Below are 23,314 nucleotides of genomic sequence, written 5' to 3' on the forward strand. Positions count from 1 at the left end.
ACCCTGGCCCGGCGGTAGGCTCGGGCCATTCATTCCCGGAACCACCGCGAAGGCTACAACCCGTGCGTATCGCCAGATTCTCCGTCGACGACGAGCCGAAGTACGGCATCGTCGAGACCGATGACCCCGAGGGGCTCGTCGGCACTGTCGCCGTCCTCGACTCGGACCCGCTCTACCGGCCCGTCCAGTTCACCGGCGAACAACTGCAACTGGCGGACGTCCGGCTGCTCGCCCCGGTGATCCCGCGGAGCAAGGTGGTCGGTGTCGGGCGCAACTACGCCGCGCACGCGGCCGAACTCGGCAACGAGGTGCCGAAGGAGCCGCTGATCTTCCTCAAGCCGAACACCAGCGTGATCGGCCCGCGGGACGGCATCGTCTACCCCGAGCAGACCAACGACCTGCACTTCGAGGGCGAGCTGGCGATCGTGATCGGCCGGATCTGCCGCGACCTGCCCAAGGAGCGCGTGCACGAGGTGATCTTCGGCTACACGATCGCCAACGACGTGACCGCGCGCGACCTGCAGAAGAGCGACGGCCAGTGGGCCCGCGCCAAGGGGTACGACACGTTCTGCCCGCTCGGCCCGTGGATCAGCACCGAGCTGGACGTGGCCGACCTGCGCGTCACCACCACGGTGAACGGCGAGCCGAAGCAGGACGGCCGGACCTCGCAGTTCATCTTCGACATCCCCGAGGTGCTGGCCTACATCACCTCGTTCACCACGTTGCTTCCTGGTGACGTGGTGCTCACCGGCACCCCTGCGGGGGTCGGCCCGATGCTGCCCGGCGACGAGGTCGCGGTCAGCATCGAAGGACTCGGAACTCTGACGAACAAGGTGATCGTGCGTGACTGACAAGCCTGCCGCTGCTTCCTTTGACGACGACGGCGATGTTCTCGGCGGCTTGAAGCCCGAGCAGGTGCGGGTCCGTTTCCCACCGTCGCCCACCGGGCTGCTGACGGTCGGCAACATCCGCAGCGCACTGTTCAACTGGGCCTTCGCCCGGCACTACGGCGGCAAGCTCGTCCTGCGGATCGAGGACACCGACAAGTCCCGGAACACCCCGGAAGCGTTGCAGTACACGCTGGACTCACTGCGTTGGCTCGGCCTGAACTGGGACGAGGGCCCCGAGGTCGGCGGCGAGTTCGGGCCGTACCTGCAGTCCGAGCGGATGGACCTGTACGCCGATGTGGTGGCGAAGCTGCTCGCCGCGGGCAAGGCGTACCACTGCTACTGCTCGCAGGAGGAGCTCGACCAGCGACGCGAAGCGGCTCGCACCGCCGGGCAGCACAGTGGGTACGACGGACACTGCCGGGCGCTGACGCCGGAGCAGGTGCAGGCCTACCTCGACGAGGGCCGGCGTCCCGTCGTACGGCTGCGGATGCCGGACCATCCGATCACGTTCGACGACCTGGTCCGTGGCGAGATCACCTTCCTGCCGGAGAACCTGGGCGACTACGTCCTGGTCCGGGCGAACGGCTACCCGCTCTACCCGCTGGTGAACCCGGTCGACGACGCGCTGATGGAGATCACTCACGTACTCCGTGGCGAGGACCTGCTGCCGTCGACGCCCCGCCAGATCGCGCTCTACGAGGCGCTGGCCGAGATCGGCGTCGGCGCCGGCCGGACGCCGCGGTTCGGGCACCTGCCGTTCGTGATGGGCGAGGGCAACAAGCGGCTGTCCAAGCGGGACGCGGGATCCGGCCTCGGTGAGTACCTCGACCGCGGCTTCCTGCCCGAGGGGCTGCTGAACTACCTGGCCCTGCTCGGCTGGTCGATCGCGGAGGACCGCGACGTGTTCAGCATGGCCGAGATGGTCGAGGCCTTCGACATCCGCAAGGTGAACTCGAACTCGGCCCGGTTCGACCCGAAGAAGTGCGAGGCGATCAACGCCTCGCACATGCGGCTGCTCGAGCCGGCCGACTGGGCTGGGCGTGCGGTGCCGTTCCTGGTGAAGGCCGGGGTGCTGCCGGTCGAGCCGTCGGCGGAGCAGCTCGCGTTGCTGAACGCCGCGGTGCCGTTCGTGCAGGAGCGGATGAACACGTTCTCCGAGGCGCCGGACATGCTCGGCTTCCTGTTCGTCGACGAGTCGGCGTTCTCGATCGACCCGGACGCGGCCGCGAAGGTGCTGACCGGCGACGCCGGCGCCGTACTGGAGGCCACGTCGAAGGCGCTCGCGGACGTGTCCGACTGGACCACCGAGGCGATCGAGGCGGCGCTGCGGGCCTCGCTGATCGAAGGGCTCGGGCTGAAGCCGAAGAACGCGTTCGGCCCGGTCCGGGTGGCGATCTCCGGGCGCCGGATCTCGCCGCCGCTGTTCGAGTCGCTCGAGCTGCTCGGCCGGGACCGTTCGCTCAGCCGGATCGCCGCGGCCCAGGCTGCGGTCGCCTCGGACTGAACTGATGCCGTACGACGTGACGCCGCGTCCCGGGTCGCTCGCCGATACCCGGGACGCGGGGCCCCAGCCGTACCACCGGCTGCTCCGGAACCAGGTCACCGAGTCGTGGACCGTGCTGGTCGGGGCGTTCGCCGTACTGGCCGGCTGGATGTGTGCCTCGCTGATCATCCTGAGCATCCAGCAGTCGATCCGGAAGGATCCTGCGGGGACGGTCTCCTGGCTCGGGCTGCTTGCGACGAACCTGTCGCTGATCGTGCTGATCCCGCTCTGCATGCTGGTCGCGACCAAGCTGAACAAGCAGACGCCGGGGCTGCTGTCCTCGGTGGAGGGCCGGCTTCGGTGGCAGCCGTTGGCCTGGTTCGCGCTGGCGGCCGTTGTGCTGGAGCTCGTGGCACTGGCGGCCGTCGAGTTCGGGGGCGTGGAGGTGCTGAACTCCGGGCACAGCGGGGTCGCGAAGGACGCCGTCGGGGTGATCGCGGTGACGTTGCTGACCTCGTCGTTGCAAGCCGCGGGGGAGGAGTACTTCTTCCGTGGCTATCTGATGCAGACCGTCGGTGCGTTGACGCGGAACCCTTGGGTGTCGGTGCTGGTGACCGCGGTGATCTTCACGATGGCGCACGGGATCTGGCCTTGGCAGAGCCCGGCGTTGTTCCTCGACCGGTTCGCGTTCGGCGTGGTGGCCGGCCTGCTCGTCGTACGGACCGGTGGGTTGGAGGCGTCGATCGCGGCGCATGCGGCGAACAACGTGGTGACGTTCATCTATGCGGCATTGACCGACAGCGTCGGCGACAGTCTGGGAGCCAAGGACGCGCCCTGGTCGCTGGTCGTGCTCGACGTCGCGAAGTTCGTCGCGTTCGGCGTCGTGGCGGTGCTGCTGGCGCGTCGGTTGAAGCTGCAGACAACCTGCGACCTGCCGCTCGTCTCACCACCGGCCGCACCGGGAACGAGGCTGGTGTGACGGGAGTGACAGCCGCTGCGGCCGACCCCGTTTTGGTGTCTGGCGCCTTGCTCGGGTAGGCTCAGCGGGCCAGGTTGTGAGGGCGGAAACGGACTCTCAACTCGGTGAAATGCCTTTGGGGTATGGGGTAATTGGCAGCCCGTCTGATTCTGGTTCAGTTAGTCTAGGTTCGAGTCCTAGTACCCCAGCGAGCGATTGGACCCGACCGGTGAAAATCGGTAGAGTTCTTCCTCGTTGCCCGGTCCGAAAAGACCGAGTGACAACCCTCTGGCCCCGTTGTGTAGCGGCCTAGCACGCCGCCCTCTCAAGGCGGTAGCGCGGGTTCGAATCCCGTCGGGGCTACCAGAGAAAGCGCCTCTCACCACCAGGTGAGAGGCGCTGTTGTTTCCCCGAACAATTGCAACAGCCCGCCGCGGGAAGCGGCGGGCTGTTTGTAGTGCGGGGGTTACTCAGAAGCTCGGCGGAGGGCTTCGGAGAGGCGTTCGGCGGCGGCCATGACGGCGGGGGCGTGCATCCGGCCGGGCTGGCGGGAGAGGCGTTCGATCGGGCCGGAGACCGAGACGGCGGCGATCACCTTGCCGGAGGGGGAGCGGACGGGAGCCGAGACCGAGGCGACGCCTTGTTCGCGTTCGCCGACGGAGTGGGCCCAGCCGCGGCGCCGTACGCCGGCCAGTGCTGCCGCGTTGAAGGTCGCGTTGTGGAGGCCGCGGTGCATCCGCTCCGGGTCTTCCCAGGCAAGCAGTATTTGAGCGGCGGACCCGGCCGCCATCGTCAGCTGGCTGCCGACCGGCACGGTGTCGCGCAGACCGGACGGGCGCTCGGCGGCCGCGACACAGACGCGGTACTCGCCCTGGCGCCGGAACAGCTGCGCCGATTCGCCGGTGATGTCGCGCAGTCGCGCCAGTACCGGACCGGCGGTCGCCAGCAGCCGGTCCTCACCGGCCGCGGAGGCCAACTCGCTGAGTCGCGGCCCGAGCACGAACCGTCCCTGCATGTCGCGTCCCACCAGCCGGTGGTGTTCGAGCGCGACCGCCAGCCGGTGAGCCGTGGGCCGGGCCAGTCCCGTGGCCGCGACGAGTCCGGCCAGGGTCGCCGGTCCGGACTCGAGGGCGGACAGAACGAGAGCTGCTTTGTCGAGAACGCCGACTCCGCTAGAGTTGTCCATGAGACGATATTGCCGTCTCGAATCGTGGAACGCAAGTCGCAGAACAGGCCATCGCCGGAGCACTGTGACAGTTGTGGCACACAACCAGCAAACCGCTAAGGAGAAGTCTGATGGGTAGGACGCTGTCGGAAAAGGTCTGGGACGCGCATGTTGTGCGCCATGCCGACGGAGAGCCCGACCTCCTCTACATCGACCTCCACCTGGTGCACGAGGTGACCAGCCCACAGGCCTTCGACGGTCTGCGGCTGGCCGATCGCAAGGTCCGCCGCCCGGATCTGACGATCGCCACCGAGGACCACAACGTTCCGACCTTCGACGTCGACAAGCCGATCGCCGACCCGGTCTCCCGGACCCAGGTCGACACCCTGCGCAAGAACGCCAAAGAGTTCGGCATCCGGATCCACACCCTCGGCGATCCCGACCAGGGCGTGGTGCACGTGATCGGCCCGCAGCTCGGCCTGACCCAGCCCGGGATGACCGTGGTCTGCGGTGACAGCCACACCTCGACACATGGCGCGTTCGGTGCGATTGCCTTCGGCATCGGAACCAGCGAGGTCGAGCACGTCCTCGCCACCCAGACCCTGATGCAGGCCCGCCCGAAGACGATGGCGGTCACCGTCGACGGCGTACTGCCCGACGGCGTCTCCGCCAAGGACCTGGTGCTTTCGCTGATCGCGCAGGTCGGCACCGGCGGCGGCCAGGGTTACATCGTCGAGTACCGCGGCGAGGCGATCCGCGCGCTGACGATGGAAGCCCGGATGACGATCTGCAACATGTCGATCGAGTGGGGCGCCAAGGCCGGCATGATCGCGCCGGACGAGACGACCTTCGCCTACCTGAAGGACAAGCCGCACGCGCCGCAGGGCGTCGACTGGGAAGCCGCGGTCGAGTACTGGAAGAGCCTCGTCACCGACGACGACGCGACCTTCGACAAGGAGGTCGTGCTGCGGGCCGAGGAGGTCGCGCCGTTCGTCACCTGGGGAACCAACCCGGGCCAGGGCGTGCCGCTGTCCGCGAACGTCCCGTCGCCGGACGACTTCGACAACGAAAACGACAAGATCGCGGCCGAGCGCGCCCTGGAGTACATGGGCCTGACCGCCGGTACGCCGCTCCGCGAGGTCAAGGTGGACACCGTCTTCCTGGGGTCGTGCACCAACGGCCGGATCGAGGATCTCCGCGCCGCCGCCGGCGTACTGGCCGGCCGGAAGGTTGCCGAGGGCACCCGGATGCTCGTCGTACCGGGGTCCGGCCGGGTGCGCCTGCAGGCCGAGTCCGAAGGTCTGGACCGGATCTTCAAGGACGCCGGGGCGGAATGGCGTGGCGCGGGCTGCTCGATGTGCCTGGGGATGAACCCGGACACGCTGGCGCCGGGTGAGCGCAGTGCGTCGACCTCGAACCGCAACTTCGAAGGACGCCAGGGCAAGGGCGGCCGGACGCACCTGGTCTCGCCGTTGGTTGCCGCCGCCACCGCCGTGACCGGGACCCTTGCCGCGCCCGCGGATCTGGAGCCCGTCGCCGTACCCGAGAACGTCTGAGGACAAAGGAATCATGGAAGCCTTCACCCAGCACATCGGCACCGCGGCCCCGCTGCGGCGCAGCAATGTCGACACCGACCAGATCATCCCGGCGGTCTACCTGAAGCGGGTCACCCGCACCGGGTTCGAGGACGGGCTGTTCGCTGCCTGGCGCAACGATCCGGCGTTCGTGCTCAACCAGCCGGAGTACGAAGGCGTCTCGGTGCTGGTCGCCGGCCCCGACTTCGGCACCGGATCGTCGCGGGAGCACGCGGTCTGGGCCCTGATGGACTTCGGTTTCCGGGTCGTCGTGTCGTCGCGGTTCGGCGACATCTTCCGCGGCAACTCCGGCAAGGCTGGATTGCTCGCGGCGCTCGTCGAGCAGGAGGTCGTGGAGCAGCTGTGGACCGCGATCGAGACCGACCCGGGCACCAAGGTGACGGTCGACCTGGAGAACAAGACGATCTCCGCCGGTGACGTCTCGGCTCCGTTCGAGATCGACGACTACACGCGCTACCGGTTGCTCAACGGGCTCGACGACGTCGGCATCACCTTGTCCCACGAGGCCGACATCACGGCGTACGAGGCCACCCGTCCTGCCTTCAAGCCGGCAACACTTCCCGCAAAGGCATAAGACCTCAGGGGCAGCCGTGGCCAGACTCCCTGGCTACGGCTGCCTTTTTGGTTGCGCGGTGCTACCCATCAGACGGGCAGTGGAAACTTCGGCGTAACGAATCGCACACTTGGGCCGATAACTCCGGTGTTACCCTTGCGGAGTTGTCAGAACAAGGCTTGCGAGATTTTGGAGGTGGGGCGCCATGAGCAGCGAACCCTCCAGACATACCGATCTCGCTCGGCCTTGAGGCACTAGGTCCTCTTCCAGGTCAGTCACCCCCGGCGCGATCGCTTGGGGTGTGCTGTGGTGCGCGGCAAACAGAGCCGCGGAGGTCGGGCAGACGACGCCCCGTCACTTCCGCTTTGCTCTCCTTGGAGGACTCACCATGTCCGACCTGCGCATCCGTACCCTCCGCGCCTTCAGCCGCACCCCTTCGCTTCGCGCCGCCGCGCGCCGGTACGCCGCCGGCGTCGCCGAGCCGGCCCAGCTGGAGCAGAAGCCGGCCACCCCGCAGGGCCCCAAGCCCAAGGGGCACAGCGTGGTGGACAGTGCGATCTACTGCAACGGCAGCCGGGTCGCCTCGCCGGAATCGTTGGCAGACACCTACCAGGAACTGCACGAGTCGCCGCACAGCCTGGCCTGGATCGGCCTGTACCGGCCGGATCGCCGCGAACTGAACTCGCTGGCCAAGGAGTTCGACCTGCACGAGCTGGCGATCGAGGACGCCATCCAGGCCCATCAGCGGCCGAAGCTGGAGCGGTACGGCGACACGCTGTTCGTCGTACTGAAGGCCGCTCGCTACCGGGACGCGACCGAGGAGGTCGAGTTCGGCGAGGTGCACCTGTTCGTCGGCCCGGACTTCGTGGTGACGGTCCGGCATGCCGAGGCGCCGAACCTGGCCGCCGTACGGCGTCGCGTCGAACGCGATCCGGAGCTGCTGCGGCGCGGGACCGAGGCTGTTCTCTACGCGATCATGGACAAGGTCGTCGACGGCTACGCACCGGTGGTCGCCGGGCTCGAGAACGACATCGACGAGATCGAGACCGAGGTGTTCCGCGGCGATCCGAAGGTGTCGCGGCGCATCTACGAGTTGTCCCGCGAGGTGATCGAGTTCCAGCGCGCGACCCGGCCGTTGATCGGGATGCTCGACTCGCTGCGGGCCGGCTTCGACAAGTACAAGGTGGACGAGGAACTGCAGCGTTCGCTGCGCGACGTCGCCGACCACGTCACCCAGGTGGTGGAGCGGGTGGACGCGTTCCGCGAACTGCTCCGCGACATCCTGACGGTGAACGCGACATTGGTCGCCCAGCAGCAGAACGAGGAGATGAAGTCCCTCACCGTCGCCAGCAACGCACAGAACGAAGAGGTGAAGCGGATCTCTGCCTGGGCGGCGATCCTGTTCGCACCGACCTTGATCGGCACCGTCTACGGGATGAATTTCGACAAGATGCCGGAGCTGCACTGGCAGTTCGGCTACCCGTTCGCGGTCGGGATGATGGCCTTGGTCTGTGGTGGTCTGCACCTGATCTTCAAGCGCCGCGGCTGGTTGTAGATCCTGTGTTTGCAGGCAGGGCACTAGTCTTCCGCCAACAGATCTAGGAGGCGGAAGACTATGTGGTTGTTCCTACGGCGACGACTGATCATGTGGGTCGTGCTGGCGATCGCGGTGCCCTTGCTGGAGTGGCTGCTGGGCAAGGTGAGTGCCGAACTGCGGGCGCGGAAGGGCGAATCCGCTGTCACCAGAGGGCTCGACACCGCCCAGTCCGGGATCCGCACCCTGCGCGGAAAGCGGCGCTGAAAGCCCGCCGGGACACGTCACCGATGGTCGCCGGTTCGTTGCTCTGAAGGGATTCAGAAGGCTCTGAGAGGCCGTTCGGGAAGAAAAGTGGCCCAAATCGCCTGAAACAAGGCCGAATTGCCGCGTTGGTGTTTGTGCAGAGCGTGCAGAGTCCATAACGTTCACGGAAGATCGAGCGCTGTGCTCGACGCAGGAGTTCACGGAGGGAAGACAGTGAACAAGAGCCAGTTGGTCGAAGCGCTCGCAGTGCACTTCGACGGAAATCGCCGTTCGGCCCAGCACGCCCTGGAGTCGGTGATCGACACCGTCCAGCGCGAGCTGACCAAGAAGGGCGGCAAGGTTGCCATCACCGGGTTCGGGGCCTTCGAGGCCATCGAGCGCGGGGCCCGGATGGTCCGCAACCCGCGGACCGGTGAGGTCAAGCGGGCCAAGAAGACGGTGGTTCCGAAGTTCCGCGCAGGTGCGGAGCTGAAGGCCGTTGTCTCCGGTGCGAAGAAGCTGCCGAAGCTGGTTGCGCCGAAGCCGGCCGCCGCCACCAAGGCTGCCGCTCCCGCCAAGAAGGCCGCGCCGGTCAAGGCCGCCGCGACCAAGACGGCCGCCGCCGCCAAGAAGGCTCCGGCCAAGAAGGCACCCGCCACCAAGACGGTTGCCAAGAAGGCCCCGGCCAAGAAGGCTCCGGCCACCAAGGCCGTCGCCAAGAAGGCTCCGGCCAAGAAGGCAGTCGTAGCCAAGAAGGCGCCGGCCAAGAAGGCCCCCGCCAAGAAGGCTCCGGCGAAGCGCGCAGCTGCACGCTGACCCAGCAACACCCGCGAAGGCCGGTCACCCCACCCGGGGCGACCGGCCTTCGCTGTTGTCCAGCCTTCGCTGTTGTCTAGAGAGTGATGAAGTGGACCGTGGTGATGGTGAGGTCGGCGCCGGAACCTGTGGTCTCCAGGCGGACGCGTTGGCCTGGCCGGAAGAACCGGACCGGGGTGTTGGCGACGGCGTGCACGGTAAAGGGCAGCTCGATTCCCGTGTCGGTCAGCACTGCACCGGAAGCAGTCTCGGCGTCGTAGCGACTCACAGTTCCTTGCATGCCGGCTACGTTAGCTCAGCAAGCCAGTCCTTCGGAGCCTGTTGCGGCGCCTAGAACCAAGGACATGACGTCGGCGGTTGCAGGCCCGACACCTAGTTGTACTGCGTGGGCTAGATCGGCTGCGGTGTCGACGTCCCGGCGTACCGAGTCGATAGATGTCAGGGCGATCGGCAAAGCCCCAGAGGTCTGGTGGGCGAGTGCGGAGCCGACGCCGAAGCGCGGGTCGAGTGGAATACCAGGGCCGGCGGCAAGCATCGTCGTACCGGTTCCTGGCTCGTCTATGACGAAGCTGCGATCCGCAGTGCAAGCGGCCAGCACGGCAGACAGCTCAGCCGTCCGTAGCGCAGGCAGGTCTGCAGACAACGCCGCAACGCCCATCCCTGGGTACTGCGCGGCAGCAACCGCCGCACCATGCTCCAGCGCCCCGTTGAGCCCCACACCAGGCAGATCCGGTACGACGTGCGCTCCGATCGCCGTGACGTCAGCGGAGACCACAGGATCATCCGTGACGACCAGGACCGCGTACACCAGGGGAGAGTCGAGTGCAGCCGCAGTAGTGTCGACCGCGAAGGCGTGGGCGAGCTCCGGACGGTGCTGTGGGTAGGCAGCAGCGAGCCGGCTCTTCGCGATCGCCGTACGCTTCACCGGGATCACGAGGATCCAGGACGCGACCTGTACGTCTGACATCAGGCAGGATTCTCCCATGACCGACGGCACCCACGACGACCAGGAGGCTGAAGTGACGGCCAGGAGGCTGAAGTGAACGGCCCGCGGATCACCGAGGGACCCCGGCCGCGCCGCGGTTTCTGGTTCGGCCTGGTGGTCGCCATCGTCAAACCGTTCATGCTGACCTGGACGAAGCGGGACTTCCGGGGCATGCACAACGTGCCGCGCACCGGTGGCGTGGTGTTCGTGACGAACCACATCTCGCATTTCGACCCGTTCGTGGTCGGGATGTTCATCTGGGAGTGCCGGCGGATCCCGCGGCTGCTCGGCAAGGCGTCGTTGTTCAAGCTGCCGATCGCCGGCCGGATCATCACCAGTGCCGGCCAGATCCCGGTCTACCGCGACTCGGCCGAGGCTGCGGACGCGTTCCGTGCGGCGGTTGCCGCGGTGGAGAAGGGCGAATGCGTCGGCGTCTATCCCGAGGGCACCATCACCCGCGACCCGGAGCTGTGGCCGATGACCGGCAAGACCGGTGCGGCCCGGATCGCGTTGATGACCGGCTGCCCGGTGATCCCGATCGCCAACTGGGGTGCGCAGGAGGTCTTCGCGTCGTACGGCAGCCTGAAGGTCCGGCTGCTGCCACGCAAGCTGATGCGGGTGACGGCCGGCGAGCCGGTCGACCTGAGCGCGTTCCAGGGCAAGCCGATCACCAACGAGCTGTTGCACGAGGCAACCGAAGTGATCATGCGGCGGGTAGCCGCCGAACTCGGCGTGATCCGCGGTGAGACCCCGCCCAAAGAGTTGTTCGACCCCCGCAAGAACAAGGAGACTCGATGACCAAAGTTGCGGTGTTCGGCGCCGGCTCGTGGGGGACCGCCTTCGCCACGGTGCTTGCGCAGGCCGGGAACCAGGTGTCGCTGTGGGCTCGCCGGGAATCCTTGTGCGAGGCGATCAACAGCGGGCATGAGAACCCGGACTACCTCCCCGGCCTGGTCCTCCCGGACGCCATCACCGCAACCCATGACCCTGCTGCCGCCGCCGAAGGTGCCGAGGCGATCGTGCTCGCCGTGCCGAGCCAGTCGCTGCGGGACAACCTGAAGGACTGGGCCGACGTGCTGCCGTCCGCCGTACCGCTGGTCAGCCTGATGAAGGGCGTCGAGGTCGGTACGACGAAGCGGATGAGCGAGGTGATCGCCGAACTCACCGGCGCCGGCCCGGAACGGATCGCGGTGGTGTCGGGTCCGAACCTGGCCCGCGAGATCGCCGAAGGCCAACCGGCTGCTGCCGTCGTGGCTTGTGCCGACGAGGGAACGGCCGCCCGGCTGCAGAAGCTCTGCCATTCGCCGACGTTCCGCCCGTACACGAACAACGACGTGGTCGGCTGCGAGCTCGGTGGTGCGACCAAGAACGTGATCGCGCTGGCGGTCGGGATGGCCGTCGGTCTCGGCTTCGGCGACAACGCCCGCGCTTCGGTGATCACCCGCGGCCTGGTCGAAACAGCACGGCTCGGCAGTGCGCTCGGCGCGGACGAGCACACCTTCTCCGGCCTGGCCGGTCTTGGTGACCTGGTGGCGACCTGCTCATCGCCGTTGTCGCGGAACCGGACCTTCGGGGAGAAGTTGGGTCAGGGGATGACGGTCGCCGAGATCGCGGGCGCGACCCGGCAGGTTGCCGAGGGCGTCAAATCCTGTGCGTCGATCACCGAGCTGGCCCACCGGCACGACGTCGAGATGCCGATCGTCGAACACGTCACCAAGGTGGTGGCCGGCGAGATGACCCCGAAGGACATGCTCTTCAGCCTGGTCTCCCGATCGGCGAAATCCGAACGCTGGGGGTGATCGCCCACCTGTTGAGAGGTGGGTGGCACGCGTTTTCCCGGCCAGGATAGCGTCGTGGTCATGTCCACCTCTGCGCGCAAGAGACTCCGGGTCGGGATCGTCGGTGGCGGCTTCATGGGACGCGTGCACGGGCGCTCAGCCTTGGTCGCGGGAGCTCAGGTGGTCGGCGCTGTCGGCTCGTCGCCGGACCGTGCTGCGGCCGCTGCGGAGGCTACCGGCGCCGAGCAGGGCTTCGACACCCTGGACGACCTGCTCAAGGCCGACGTCGATCTGATCCACGTCTGTACGCCGAACAACACCCATCTCCAGGTCGCCCTGCAAGCCCTCGACGCGGGCAAGCACGTCATCTGTGAGAAGCCACTGGCCACCTCCGCCAAGGACGCCACAGGGTTGCTCGCTGCAGCCGAGGAGGCCGGCCGGGTCGGCACGGTTCCGTTCGTGTACCGCTACCACCCGATGGTTCGCGAGCTGCGGACCAGAGTCGCTGCTGGTGACGCCGGGCAGATCACCTCGCTGCACGGAAGCTATTTGCAGGATTGGCTGGCCGAAGCGGATGACGACAACTGGCGGGTGGACGACCAAGCGGGCGGCCCCTCACGGACCTTCGCCGACATCGGTTCGCACTGGTGTGACCTGACCGAGTTCGTCACCGGTGACCGGATCGCCGCGATCAGTGCGCAGACCCGGACGATCCGGGCTACCCGCGGCGGCGTCGCCGTACGGACTGAAGACCTTGCGACGGCGCAGTTCCGGACAGAGGCGGGTGTGGTCGGCACGGTCGTCGTCAGCCAGGTCGCGGCCGGTCGCAAGAACCGCCTGTACCTCGAAGTCTCGGGGACCGAGTCGAGCTTCGGGTTCGACCAGGAGGACCCGGACCGGCTGTGGGTCGGCCGCCGGGTCGCCAGCGAACTGCTGACCCGCGATCCCGAGACGCTGAGCCCACCCGCTGCCCGGGTGAACCGGTTGCCGGCCGGGCACGCCCAGGGCTACCAGGACGCCTTCGACTCGTTCGTCGCGGACAGCTATGCGGCTGCGGCGGACGGCGACCTTCCGGACGGCCTGCCGGACTTCGCGGCCGGTGCCCGGTCCGCCCATCTCGTCGATGCCGTACTCCGGTCCGCCGCCGCCGATGGCGCCTGGACCACCGTCGAACACTGAGGAGCCAGCAGATGCCACGCCCGATCACCCTGTTCACCGGCCAGTGGGCCGATCTGCCGTTCGAGGAGGTCTGCACGCTGGCCGCCTCCTGGGGCTACGACGGCGTCGAGATCGCTTGCTCGGGGGACCACTTCGACGTCCAGCAGGCCGTCGACGACGAGAACTACATCGCCGGCCGGCACGAGATCCTCAAGCGGCACGGGCTGCAGGTGTTCGCGATCTCGAACCACCTGGTCGGCCAGGCGATCTGCGACAACCCGATCGACTTCCGGCACCAGGCGATACTGCCGTCGCGGGTCTGGGGCGACGGAGATCCCGAAGGTGTGCGGCAGCGCGCGGCCGAGGACATGAAGAACACGGCGCGGGCGGCGGCGAAGCTCGGCGTCAACACCGTCATCGGGTTCACCGGCTCGTCGATCTGGCAGTACGTCGCGATGTTCCCGCCGGTGCCGGCTTCGGCGATCGAGGCCGGGTACAAAGACTTCGCCGATCGGTGGAACCCGATCCTCGACGTGTTCGACGAGGTCGGGGTGCGGTTCGCGCACGAGGTGCACCCGTCGGAGATCGCCTACGACTACTGGACCACCACGCTGACGCTCGAGGCGATCGGGCACCGTGAGGCGTTCGGACTGAACTGGGATCCGTCGCACATGGTCTGGCAGGACATCGACCCGGCCGCGTTCCTGTGGGACTTCAAGGACCGGATCTACCACGTCGACTGCAAGGACACCCGGATGCGGGTCGGCGGCGGGCGCAACGGCCGGCTCGGTTCGCACCTGCCGTGGGGCGACCCGCGGCGCGGCTGGGACTTCTACTCGACCGGTCACGGTGACGTGAACTGGGAGGACTGCTTCCGCGTCCTCAACTCGATCGGCTACGAAGGCCCGATCTCGGTCGAATGGGAAGACGCCGGGATGGAACGCAAGGTCGGCGCCGCCGAAGCCGTCAACACCATCCGCGCCCTCGCCTTCGACAAACCAGAAGGCTCCTTCGACGACGCCTTCGCCACCGACAAGTAACCCCACCCGCCACCGCACCCCGAGTTCCGCCCGCCCCAGCGATCTGATTTTCGCACCCTGGATGGTCTCCGCTCCTCTTCCGGGGGTTCGCCTCCTGCTATGGGAGGGGGTGAACCCCGTGAGGGGGAGTTGAGCCGCCGGTTTGCCGCGTTCGGGTGGTCGGCCCGTTCTCCGGCGCGTCCGCGGTCGCGGCGACCCTGGGTTTGGCGGCTTGGGTTGGCTCGGCTCCTCTTGTGGGGGTTCGCCTCCTGCTATGGGAGGGGGTGAACCCCTTGAGGGGGAGTTGAGCCGCCGGTTTGCCGTTGGGATGGCCGGCCCGTAGTCCGGCGCGCGCGTCGCCGTGGCGAGTGGGGTGGGTTTGGCGGGCTGGGGTGGGTGGGTGGGGCGATGATGGGCTTCTGACTAGGGGGAGGGGTTGTTGTGGCAATCGACTGGGGTGTTGGTAGGTATGAGGCGACGGGGGAGTTGCTGGCGCCGGTGTCGGAGGTTGTTGTCGAGTTGGCAGGGCCGCTGACGGGGCGGTCCGTGCTGGATGTCGGGTGTGGGACCGGGAACGCGGCGTTGGCGGCTGCGGCTCGGGGTGCGGTGGTGACGGGGGTGGATCCGGCGAGCAGGTTGCTGGAGGTTGCCGCCGGCCGGGCTGCTGAGCGGGGGCTGGAGATCGAGTTCGTCGTCGGGGATGCTGCGGCGATCCCGGTGAAGGACCAGTCGGCCGAGCTGGTGATCTCGATCTTCGCGGTAATCTTCGCGCCGGACCCCGCGGCGGCAGTGGCTGAACTGACCCGGGTGGTTGCACCGGATGGGCAGATCATCATCACCGACTGGCTGCCGGGCGGTGCGCTCACTGTCATCAACGGCACCGCTGCCAAGTTCATGGGTGAGGTGCTCGGCGGTCCTGCCCCGAAGAGCGCACCTGCGTCGCTCGCCTGGCACAACGCTGAAGCTTTGCGAGCTGCCTTCGCGCCGTACGGATTCTCTGTCGAGGTCGAAGAGCGGAGCCTGGTCTTCGAGGAGGCTTCGGCGGAGGAGTATCTGGAGCAATCGGCGCAGCACCCGATGGCGGTCTCGGCGGATAGGGCGTTGTCCCAGCGTCCCGATGCCGAGGAGTTGCGCGCCGAACTCAAGTCCCGCCTGCTCGCGGCCGCCGAGTCGGTCAACGAAGATCCCGAAGGCTTCCGGGTCACCGTCGGCTACACGATCGCGACGATTCGCCGCAGCTGACGGCGGGATGTCGAAAAGTCTGAGCCGGATTCGTACCAGTGGTGACGGTGTCCATCGGGGACGCCGAAGGCCCAGGGAGTTCTGATGGTGGAGTTGTTGCTGGACGGGTTGGCGTTCGGGGAGTCACCGCGGTGGCACGACGGACGGCTCTGGTTCTCGAACTGGGGGACCGGTGAGGTGCTCGCGGTCGACGGGGATGGCAAAAGCGAGTTGATGGCGAGCGTTCCGCCGGAGACGTTGCCGTTCTCGATCGACTGGTTGCCCGACGGGCGGTTGCTGATCGTGGCGGGGTCACGCCTGCTGCTGGCGGACGGAGCCGAGTACGCCGATCTGAGCGACCTCGCCGACATCTGCAACGAGATCGTGGTGGATCGGCGCGGGTACGTCTTCGTCAACGGGGGCTCGCTCGACTTCTCCAAGCCGGGAGTCGTCGTGGTGGTGACGCCGGCGGGTGAGGTACGGCAGGTTGCCGACGGCATCGTGTTCGGGAACGGGATGGCGGTGACCGAGGACGGGTCGACGCTGATCGTCGCGGAGTCGCACGGCTGCCGGCTCAGCGCTTTCGACATCGAGCCGGACGGTGGGTTGTCGAACCGACGGGTGTGGGCGGATCTCGGCCAAGGGCAGCACCCGGACGGGATCTGCCTGGATGCCGAGGGCGCTGTCTGGTACGCCGATGTGCCCAATCAGCACTGCGTTCGGGTGCGGGAGGGCGGCGAGGTGCTGCAGACGGTCGCCCTCGACCGGGGCGCCTTCGCCTGCATGCTGGGTGGCGGGGACGGCCGTACCCTCTACATCCTCGCGGCCGAATGGGCCGGCTTCGAGAACATGTTCACCCCGGCGCGAACCGGCCAGGTCCTCACCGCCGCCGCCCCTGCTCCCCACGCCGGCCGCCCGTAAGCCGGTGAGGTCTGAAGGATCGAGGGCGGCCGCGCCGCATGAGGGTCGGCTCTAGGCCGTTCGCGGACGTAGTACCGGCGCGAAGAAGACCAGGCCCAAGGTGAGCACCGTGACGACGATGAAGGAGACGGTGAGGTTGGAGGCCTGGGCGATGCCGCCGATGATGGACGGGGCCACCAGCCCGGAGGCGTAGGAGATCGTGGCCACGCCGGCGATCGCCTGGCTCTTGTTCGTGCCGACGTTGCCCGCAGCAACGAAAGCGAGGGGAATCGCGACGGCCACGCCCAGCCCGATCAGCCCGAACCCGATCATCGCGACGACCGGATCCGGTGCGGTCACGACGAGGATGCCGCCGAGCGTCGCCACGGCACCGGTCACCCGGACGGTCCGGACGGGGCCCCAGCGGTTGACGACCGCGTCGCCGGCGATCCGGGCGATCGCCATCGTCAGCGCGAACCCGGTCGTCGCGCCGGCCGCGACACCGGCCGACGTGGTCAGGACGTCGCGGAGATAGACCGCCGACCAGTCCAGGCTCGCCCCTTCGGCGAAGACCGCGCAGAATCCGACCGCGCCGATCAGCAGCGCCGACTTCGGCGGCAGCGCGAACCGCGGCGGCGCCTCCTCGTCGTCGGTCGGATAGATGTTCAGCACGTACTGCGAAGCAACCATCCCGAGCACGGTGAGGACCAGCGCGGCCGCCAGGTGATGGATCCGGGCACTGATGTCGAGGTGCGCCGCGATCGTGCCGACCCCCGAACCGAGCAGCGCACCGGCACTCCACATCCCGTGCAGTCCGGACATGATCGATCGACCCATCCGGTGTTCCACCTCCACGCCGAGCGCGTTCATCGCCACGTCCGCCATCCCGGCCGTCGCGCCGTAGACGAACAGCGCGGCGCACAGCGTCAGCATGTTGGTGGCCAGCGACGGCAGGATGAGCGCCAGCGTCCAGAGTGCGATCAGCACCCGCTGGGCGGCCCGGGTGCCGAACCGGTGGCTGATCCGGGCTGCCAGCGGCATCGACAGGGAGGCGCCGATCGCCGGGAAGGCCAGCGACAGCCCCAGCTGCCCGGCGCTCACCGACGCGTGCTCCTGGATCCACGGCACCCGGGTCGCGAACGACCCGGTCACCGAGCCGTGCACACAGAAGATCGCCGCCACCGCGATCCGCGACCGGCGCACCAGCCGGGCTTCCTGAACCGCCTGCAAGTCATCGACCACGAACGAACCCCTCAGAGCGGGTCTGTGCGTTTGCACACAGAGGGCGAACATATGAACAAAAATCTTGTTTGATCACTCAAGCCGGTGTTAGTTTTTCACAGTGCGAAGCTCAGAGCGGCAACAGGTCGTCATCGAGAGATTAAACGGTTCAGGACGGGTGACGGTCGGTGAGCTGGTGACCGCCACCGGCGCCTCGGACATGACGGTGCGGCGCGATCTCGACTTCCTGGCGGCGCAAGGTGTGCTCAAGCGCGTCCATGGCGGAGCGGTGTCGGCGATGCCGTCCGGAGTGGAGCCGCCGTTCGCCGCGCGATCTACTGCGGAGATCGAGGCCAAGCGGGCGATCGCCCGGGCCGCCGTCGCGCAGATCCGGGACGGCGAGACCGTCGTACTGGACAGCGGTACGACGGCGCTGGAGGTGGCCCGGCTGCTCCGCGATCGCGTGGTCACGGTGATGCCGCTGTCGCTGCATGTCGCGCAGGAGTTGATCGGCGCGCCCGGCGTACGGCTGCTGATGCCCGGTGGTGAGCCGAGGCCGGGGGAGTTGGCGATGGTCGGGCCGCTGACCCTGGCGTCGCTGCGTTCGCTGCGGTTCGACGTCGCCGTACTGAGCCCGTGTGCGTTCAGCCTGGACGCCGGCCTGACCGCGTTCGATCTCGGTGATGCCGAGGTGAAGCTGCAGGCGCTCGCTGTCTCCACCCGGTCGATGGTGCTGGTGGATGGTGCCAAGTGGGATCGAGCCGCGCTCGCCTACATCTGCCCGGCCGAGCGACCCGACCTGATCCTCACCGACGCCACCGCGCCCGAAGGCGATCGCGCGCTCCTCGCCCAGCGCGGAGTCCTCGTGCAGGTCGCCGATACCGAACTCCAGGAGTCCCTGTCTTGACTGCCGCGCCCGCCAGTACTGCGAACGCAACTCTCCAGCCACCCCGTGCCGCCCGCGTCGCCACCTGGGTCTACTTCGGCCTGAACGGGTTCGCCGTCGGCATGTGGGTCGTGCACATCCCGAACGTCGAACGCGCGACCCACATCTCGCACAGCACGCTCGGTCTGCTGCTGCTCGTCCTCGGTGCTGCAGCCTTCCTCGGCATGCAGATCGCCGGGCCGCTCGCGGACCGGATCGGCCAGCGCCGCTTGCTGCCGGCCGCCGGGATCTTCCTCGGCCTGTCCTTGTTCGGTCCCGGCCTGGCCACCAACTGGTGGACGCTCGGTCTGACGCTGATGCTGTTCGGCTTCGGCAACGGATCGATCGACGTCGCGATGAACTCCCATGCGGTGGTGGTCGAGCGGGCCTACCCGCGGCCGATCATGGCCGCGTTCCACGCGATGTGGTCGATCGGCGGCGCCTTCGCGGCGCTGATCGGGGCTGCTGTCCTTCGGGCCGATGTCGACACCCGGCTCACGCTCAGTGCCTGCGGCGCATTTTGCATCGCTGTCTCCCTCCTGGCAGCCCGCTACCTGATCGAGGCTCCCCGGGAGCCTGTCAGCGACGGGAAGGCCGAACTCTCCACCGATGAGCCCGGCAAGCCGTCTTCGCGGTTGGTGTGGCAGCTTGGTGCGCTGGCCTTCGGGCTGATGCTCGCCGAGGGTGTTGCGAACGACTGGGCGGCGCTGCAGTTCCGGGACGTTCTCGACACCTCGGCCAGCACGGCGGCGTACGCGTACGGCGCGTTCGCGGTCGCGATGACCGTCGGCCGGTTCGCGACCGACCGGGTCGCGGCACTGATCGGCCCGGCGGCGATCGTCCGGTACGGCGCGGCGCTCGCCGCCGTCGGGTTGACCACGGTGATCCTGGTGCCGTGGGTCCCGGTCGGCCTGATCGGCTGGGCACTCTTCGGCCTCGGCCTGTCCGGCGGCGTACCGCAACTCTTCACCGCCGCCGGCAACCTCGACCACCGAGCCTCCGGCGCCCTGATGGCGAAGGTGGTGGGCCTCGGCTACGTCGGCCTGCTCGCCGGCCCGGCCATCATCGGCGGCCTCACCCACTGGATGCCCCTCAACGTCGCCTTCGCCCTCCCCGTCATCCTCTGCATCCTCACCTTCCTGTCGGCGAACGTCCTGAAACCCGATCAGACCAAGGACTCCGCCAACTCGTAAGCCGAAGCCGCGGACCCGCACTCCAGTACGCCGCCCGCGACGCACTTCCGAGCCGTCTCGACGATTGCCCACGGCAACAGTTCGGACGGCTCCACGACCGCCTCCGGGCTGTTGACCACCAACCACATCGCCGGCAGCAGCGCTCCGAAGACCCCCGCGAAACCTTCCGCCGGACCAGTACGCCGCGGCCACCGCGAAGCGATCAGTTCGGGCAGCAGCGCCGGCAGCTGCTCGGTGACGTCCCACAGCGGATCAGCACCCGCGTAGACGACGTGCCCGACCCGAGTCATCCGGATCCCGGTCAGGCAGAAGAGACACGGCTGGAGGGAGGTGTAGATGGTCCAGTCGTAATAGTTGCCGGGCATCAGCTGCCCGAGGGCGTCGATTTCCGCGTGGGCGAGCCTGGTGCCGAAGAGGTGGCCGCTCGGGGCGGAGTCCGCGAAGGCGCGGTTGCGGCCGGAGTGGGCGATGTCGCCGGACGGGTCGACCAGGACGGCGCCGACCGGGAAACTGCCGGACTGCAGGGATTCCCAGGCGAGGTCGAAGACCGGGTCCCAGATGTTCACTTGAGGGCCTGGGAGAGGTCGGTCCAGAGGTCGGTGGGGTGTTCGATGCCGACCGAGAGGCGGATCAGGTCGGCGGGGATGGTGGGGACTTCGATCGGCCAGCGGCGGCGGCGTTCGAGCATGGACTCGACGCCGCCGAGGCTGGTGGCGTGGACCCAGAGCGAGGTGCTCTCGCAGACGCGCTGGGCGCCCTCGGCATCGCCGCCGAGTTCGATCGCCAGGATCGCGCCGAAGCCGGACATCTGCGCGGCGGCCCGGGCGTGACCCGGATCGTCCGCGAGACCGGGGTAGCGGACGCGGCTGATCCGCGGGTGGTCGAGTAGCCGGGCGGCGAGGAAGGCTGCGTTCGACTGGGCGCGTTCCAGCCGCAGTGCGAGGGTGCGCAGGCCGCGGAGCGCCAGCCAGGCCTCCATCGGGCCGGGGATCGCGCCGAGGCTGCGGCGGCGGAGCTCGAGTGCTGTCCAGAGCGAGTCGTCGGCGGTGATCACCGCGCCGAGGAGAACGTCGGAGTGACCGGCGATGAACTTCGTCGCCGAGTGCATCACGAGGTCAGCGCCGAGGCTCAGCGGCTGCTGGAGGAGCGGCGTGGCGAAGGTGTTGTCGACGACCGACGTGGCCCCCGCCGTACGGGCTGCGGCACAGAGCGCCGGCAGGTCGGCGACCTCCATCGCCGGGTTGGTCGGCGACTCGACCCACAAGATGTCCGTCCCGGCGAGCGCGGCGGTGACGGCTGCGGTGTCGGCGATGTCGACCCGTTCGACGGTCAGCCGTCCGGTCGCGGCCTGCTGGTCGAGCAGAGCCAGTACTCCGCTGTAGGCGTGCGCCGGTGCCACCACGCGACCGCCGACCGGGACCAGGTCGAGGACAGCCGCGGCCGCAGCCATCCCCGAGGCGAAGGTCAGCGCGCGGCCGCCTTCCAGCTGACCGAGAGTCGTCTCGAGCGCGGCCCAGGCCTCGTTGCCGAACCGGCCGTAGCCGCGGTCCCCGCCGGCGATGTACGTCGAGCTGAAGACGGGCGACGGGCCGAGCGGTGCGTCCGGGACACGGGCGGGCCGGCCGGCGTGCACGACGACGGTCGAGGGATCCAGGTCAGGGGTCATACCTGGATTCTCTCGCGGCGTCAGGGCTCGACGGTGGGGAGGGGGATGCCGCCGCCGCGGAGCAGGCACATCGCCTCCCGGGCCAGGGCCTTGGCGTCGGTGCCGGCCGGGTTCTCGACCCAGGTCTGGACGGTGACCTCGATGACGTTCATCGTGATGCCGGCCGCGAGTGCGGCGGTGAAGCCGATGGATTCGCCGGCCAGCGGCTGGTCGGAGTCCGCCGTCAGCCGGTGGACCAGTTCGGTGCTCAGTTCGTCGCGCCAGCGCCAGATCACGGTGGCCAGATGGGCTTCCACCGACGACGTCTGATCGGCCAGTTCGTACACGGTCCGGACCCGGTCCGGGTTGCTCTCCATCTGGTCCAGCACCCGCTCGACCACACCCTGCAGACCGTCCGGCACGTTCATCGGTGGCTGGTCGCGCAACCAATCCAGCGCCCCGAACAGGCTGGTCTCTACGAACTCCAGGACGAGGCGTTCCTTGGTCGGGTAGTAGCGATACAGCGTGCTGGGACCGACCTCGGCGGCGGCCGCGATCTGCTCGACCGTCGTCCGGCCGAAGCCGCGATCGGTGAACAGCTCGAACGCCTTGTCGGAGATCAGTTGGCGGGTCCGTTCCCGCTTCAGCTCACGCAGCCCCATGAGTACTCCCAACTCGTGTGCGCCGCGAGCCTACCGGTGCCCGACCCGCCGGAGTTTGATTTTGTTTGGGAGATCGTGTCATATGGTAGTCACTTCCATATTACTTTCTGTCAGCAAGTGACTCCTGGGGGTTCTGCCTGATGACCGAGACACCGACGACCGAGGCTCTGCCGACCGACTTCCCCGCAGTACGGCCCAGCGGTTGCCCGTTCGATCCCGCGACCGGGTACGCCGCGCTGCGCGGGCACCAGCGGATCGCCAAAGTGGCAACCCCGGTCGGCGTCGATGCCTGGGTCTTCAGCCGGTACGACGAAGTGCGCAAGGTGCTCGCCGATCCGCGGCTCAGCTCCCGGGTCGCCCCGTCGACGCACGTCGTACCGGGTGCTGATCTGGAACGCGAGGTCGAGTCCGGTTCGATCCTGCAGAGCGACGGTGAGCGGCATGCGTACCTGCGCCGCCTGCTCACCAGTGAGTTCACCGTCAAGCGGGTGCAGGCGCTCCGGCCGCGGATCCAGGAGCTCGTCGAGGAGCACATCGATGCGCTGCTGGCCCATGAGGGTCCGGTCGACCTGGTCCAGGCGTTTGCCCTGCCGATTCCCTCGCTGGTGATCTGTGAGCTGCTGGGTGTTCCGTACGCCGACCGTGCTGAGTTCCAGGAGCGCAGCGCCGTACTGGTCTCCGTCGACAAGCCCGAGGACGAGGTGATGCGGGTCAACGAGGAGCTCGGTGAGTACATGGCCGGCCTCGTGCAGCGTAAGCAGGCGGTGCGGGAGGACGACCTGCTCTCGCGGCTGATCACGCGCTCGGAGGAGCAGGAGCAGCCGTTGACGATCGAGGAGCTGGTGTCGATCGGCATCACGCTGCTGATCGCCGGTCACGAGACGACGGCGAACATGATCGCGCTCAGCACTCTCGCCCTGCTCCGTACGCCGGAGCAGCTGGACGCGTTGCGCGACGACCCGGCGCTGGCGAAGCCTGCGATCGAGGAGTTGCTGCGCTATCTCTCGGTGGTCCAGTTCGGGGTGTTCCGGCAAGTGATGGAGGACATCCCGTTCGGCGACGAGACCATCCAGGCCGGTGACTACCTGATCGCCGCGCTGTCGTCGGGGAACCGGGACGAGCGTGCGTTCCCGGATCCGGATCAGCTCGATCTGACCCGGAAGGCGTCGGCGCACCTGGCCTTCGGGTTCGGCCCACATCAATGCCTTGGGCAACAACTTGCCGGGGTCGAGCTGTACGAGGTCTACACCCGCCTCTACCGCCGGATCCCGACGCTGCGGCTGGCGATTCCTTTTGAGGATGTCGAGTTCAAGGACAACACCTTGGTTTACGGCGTGAAGGCCTTGCCGGTGACCTGGGATCGGTAG

Annotated in this window: 24 protein-coding genes and 2 tRNA genes; 19 read left to right on the top strand and 7 right to left on the bottom strand. The window is 68.1% G+C overall.

Annotated elements, in window-relative coordinates; translation table 11 throughout:
• Positions 1-62: 62 nt before the first annotated feature.
• The 5 genes from ABZ004_RS35030 to ABZ004_RS35050 all read left to right on the top strand — a co-directional run bounded on the left by ABZ004_RS35030 (position 63) and on the right by ABZ004_RS35050 (position 3,697).
• Entirely contained in the window at positions 63-851 is a 789-nt protein-coding gene (locus ABZ004_RS35030; protein ID WP_355685795.1) for a fumarylacetoacetate hydrolase family protein, read from the top strand.
• Positions 844-2,394, top strand: coding sequence for a glutamate--tRNA ligase (gltX, locus tag ABZ004_RS35035; protein WP_355685797.1), 1,551 nt, complete (start codon positions 844-846; stop codon positions 2,392-2,394). The genes ABZ004_RS35030 and gltX overlap by 8 nt, the downstream gene beginning before the upstream one ends.
• Positions 2,395-2,398: 4 nt before the next feature.
• The gene (locus ABZ004_RS35040) at positions 2,399-3,352 is read left to right on the top strand and encodes a CPBP family intramembrane glutamic endopeptidase (protein WP_355685799.1); all 954 of its coding nucleotides are present in this window, start codon (positions 2,399-2,401) and stop codon (positions 3,350-3,352) included.
• A 116-nt stretch (positions 3,353-3,468) separates the two neighbouring features.
• Positions 3,469-3,540, top strand: a tRNA-Gln gene (locus ABZ004_RS35045).
• An 81-nt stretch (positions 3,541-3,621) separates the two neighbouring features.
• Positions 3,622-3,697, top strand: a tRNA-Glu gene (locus ABZ004_RS35050).
• Between the two features lie 100 nt (positions 3,698-3,797).
• On the opposite strand, the gene ABZ004_RS35055 is transcribed toward ABZ004_RS35050, so the two are convergent.
• Positions 3,798-4,517: an IclR family transcriptional regulator gene (locus ABZ004_RS35055; RefSeq protein ID WP_012922430.1), complete on the bottom strand. Its 720-nt coding sequence runs from the start codon at positions 4,515-4,517 to the stop codon at positions 3,798-3,800.
• A 110-nt stretch (positions 4,518-4,627) separates the two neighbouring features.
• Here ABZ004_RS35055 and leuC point away from each other — a divergent pair, with 110 nt between their 5' ends.
• The 5 genes from leuC (at position 4,628) to ABZ004_RS35080 (ending at position 9,240) form a co-directional block, all read left to right on the top strand.
• Positions 4,628-6,052 carry a 3-isopropylmalate dehydratase large subunit gene (gene leuC, locus ABZ004_RS35060; protein WP_355685801.1) on the top strand — a complete coding sequence of 475 codons (1,425 nt, stop codon included), beginning with the start codon at positions 4,628-4,630 and terminating at the stop codon, positions 6,050-6,052.
• Between the two features lie 13 nt (positions 6,053-6,065).
• Positions 6,066-6,665, top strand: a complete 600-nt coding sequence (leuD, locus tag ABZ004_RS35065; RefSeq protein ID WP_355685802.1) for a 3-isopropylmalate dehydratase small subunit — start codon at positions 6,066-6,068, stop codon at positions 6,663-6,665.
• Between the two features lie 367 nt (positions 6,666-7,032).
• On the top strand, positions 7,033-8,199 hold the full coding sequence (gene corA / locus ABZ004_RS35070) for a magnesium/cobalt transporter CorA (RefSeq protein WP_355685804.1): 1,167 nt from the start codon (positions 7,033-7,035) through the stop codon (positions 8,197-8,199).
• 60 nt (positions 8,200-8,259) lie between these two features.
• Entirely contained in the window at positions 8,260-8,445 is a 186-nt protein-coding gene (locus tag ABZ004_RS35075; RefSeq protein ID WP_355685805.1) for a hypothetical protein, read from the top strand.
• Between the two features lie 213 nt (positions 8,446-8,658).
• Positions 8,659-9,240, top strand: coding sequence for an HU family DNA-binding protein (locus ABZ004_RS35080; RefSeq protein ID WP_355685807.1), 582 nt, complete (start codon positions 8,659-8,661; stop codon positions 9,238-9,240).
• A 76-nt stretch (positions 9,241-9,316) separates the two neighbouring features.
• Here ABZ004_RS35080 and ABZ004_RS35085 read toward each other — a convergent pair whose 3' ends face one another.
• Together ABZ004_RS35085 and cofC are read right to left on the bottom strand one after the other, a co-directional pair.
• Positions 9,317-9,520 carry a hypothetical protein gene (locus ABZ004_RS35085; protein WP_355685808.1) on the bottom strand — a complete coding sequence of 68 codons (204 nt, stop codon included), beginning with the start codon at positions 9,518-9,520 and terminating at the stop codon, positions 9,317-9,319.
• A 15-nt stretch (positions 9,521-9,535) separates the two neighbouring features.
• Positions 9,536-10,207: a 2-phospho-L-lactate guanylyltransferase gene (gene cofC, locus ABZ004_RS35090; RefSeq protein ID WP_355685809.1), complete on the bottom strand. Its 672-nt coding sequence runs from the start codon at positions 10,205-10,207 to the stop codon at positions 9,536-9,538.
• A 72-nt stretch (positions 10,208-10,279) separates the two neighbouring features.
• On the opposite strand from cofC, the gene ABZ004_RS35095 reads away from it, so the two are divergent.
• The 6 genes from ABZ004_RS35095 to ABZ004_RS35120 all read left to right on the top strand — a co-directional run bounded on the left by ABZ004_RS35095 (position 10,280) and on the right by ABZ004_RS35120 (position 16,322).
• Entirely contained in the window at positions 10,280-11,023 is a 744-nt protein-coding gene (locus tag ABZ004_RS35095) for a lysophospholipid acyltransferase family protein (protein WP_355685811.1), read from the top strand.
• Positions 11,020-12,024 (top strand): NAD(P)H-dependent glycerol-3-phosphate dehydrogenase, encoded by a 1,005-nt coding sequence (locus ABZ004_RS35100; protein ID WP_355685813.1) that lies wholly within the window; start codon positions 11,020-11,022, stop codon positions 12,022-12,024. Before ABZ004_RS35095 ends, ABZ004_RS35100 begins: the two co-directional genes overlap by 4 nt.
• A gap of 60 nt (positions 12,025-12,084) precedes the next feature.
• Positions 12,085-13,182 carry a Gfo/Idh/MocA family oxidoreductase gene (locus ABZ004_RS35105; RefSeq protein WP_355685815.1) on the top strand — a complete coding sequence of 366 codons (1,098 nt, stop codon included), beginning with the start codon at positions 12,085-12,087 and terminating at the stop codon, positions 13,180-13,182.
• Positions 13,183-13,193: 11 nt separating this feature from the next.
• Positions 13,194-14,201 (top strand): sugar phosphate isomerase/epimerase family protein, encoded by a 1,008-nt coding sequence (locus tag ABZ004_RS35110; protein ID WP_355685816.1) that lies wholly within the window; start codon positions 13,194-13,196, stop codon positions 14,199-14,201.
• A 420-nt stretch (positions 14,202-14,621) separates the two neighbouring features.
• A complete protein-coding gene (locus ABZ004_RS35115) occupies positions 14,622-15,422 on the top strand; it encodes a class I SAM-dependent methyltransferase (protein WP_355685818.1) in 801 nt (266 codons plus the stop codon).
• Positions 15,423-15,506: 84 nt separating this feature from the next.
• On the top strand, positions 15,507-16,322 hold the full coding sequence (locus ABZ004_RS35120) for an SMP-30/gluconolactonase/LRE family protein (protein ID WP_355685819.1): 816 nt from the start codon (positions 15,507-15,509) through the stop codon (positions 16,320-16,322).
• 51 nt (positions 16,323-16,373) lie between these two features.
• Here the strand turns inward: ABZ004_RS35120 and ABZ004_RS35125 are convergent, their stop codons facing one another.
• Complete coding sequence (locus ABZ004_RS35125) at positions 16,374-17,543, bottom strand: MFS transporter (RefSeq protein WP_355685820.1); 1,170 nt, start codon at positions 17,541-17,543, stop codon at positions 16,374-16,376.
• Positions 17,544-17,643: 100 nt separating this feature from the next.
• Here ABZ004_RS35125 and ABZ004_RS35130 point away from each other — a divergent pair, with 100 nt between their 5' ends.
• Positions 17,644-18,429 (top strand): DeoR/GlpR family DNA-binding transcription regulator, encoded by a 786-nt coding sequence (locus tag ABZ004_RS35130; RefSeq protein WP_355685822.1) that lies wholly within the window; start codon positions 17,644-17,646, stop codon positions 18,427-18,429.
• Positions 18,426-19,640, top strand: a complete 1,215-nt coding sequence (locus tag ABZ004_RS35135) for an MFS transporter (RefSeq protein WP_355685824.1) — start codon at positions 18,426-18,428, stop codon at positions 19,638-19,640. The genes ABZ004_RS35130 and ABZ004_RS35135 overlap by 4 nt, the downstream gene beginning before the upstream one ends.
• Here the strand turns inward: ABZ004_RS35135 and ABZ004_RS35140 are convergent.
• From ABZ004_RS35140 to ABZ004_RS35150, 3 genes are read right to left on the bottom strand one after another with little or no spacing between them, the layout of a single operon-like run.
• On the bottom strand, positions 19,613-20,206 hold the full coding sequence (locus ABZ004_RS35140) for a nucleoside deaminase (RefSeq protein ID WP_355685826.1): 594 nt from the start codon (positions 20,204-20,206) through the stop codon (positions 19,613-19,615). The genes ABZ004_RS35135 and ABZ004_RS35140 overlap by 28 nt on opposite strands.
• Positions 20,203-21,306, bottom strand: coding sequence for a PLP-dependent transferase (locus tag ABZ004_RS35145; protein ID WP_355685828.1), 1,104 nt, complete (start codon positions 21,304-21,306; stop codon positions 20,203-20,205). The genes ABZ004_RS35140 and ABZ004_RS35145 overlap by 4 nt, the downstream gene beginning before the upstream one ends.
• Before the next feature lie 20 nt (positions 21,307-21,326).
• Positions 21,327-21,947 (bottom strand): TetR/AcrR family transcriptional regulator, encoded by a 621-nt coding sequence (locus ABZ004_RS35150; protein WP_355685830.1) that lies wholly within the window; start codon positions 21,945-21,947, stop codon positions 21,327-21,329.
• Between the two features lie 140 nt (positions 21,948-22,087).
• Here ABZ004_RS35150 and ABZ004_RS35155 point away from each other — a divergent pair, with 140 nt between their 5' ends.
• A complete protein-coding gene (locus tag ABZ004_RS35155) occupies positions 22,088-23,314 on the top strand; it encodes a cytochrome P450 (protein WP_355685832.1) in 1,227 nt (408 codons plus the stop codon).

Source organism: Kribbella sp. NPDC006257, assembly GCF_040613535.1.
Classification (GTDB): domain Bacteria; phylum Actinomycetota; class Actinomycetes; order Propionibacteriales; family Kribbellaceae; genus Kribbella.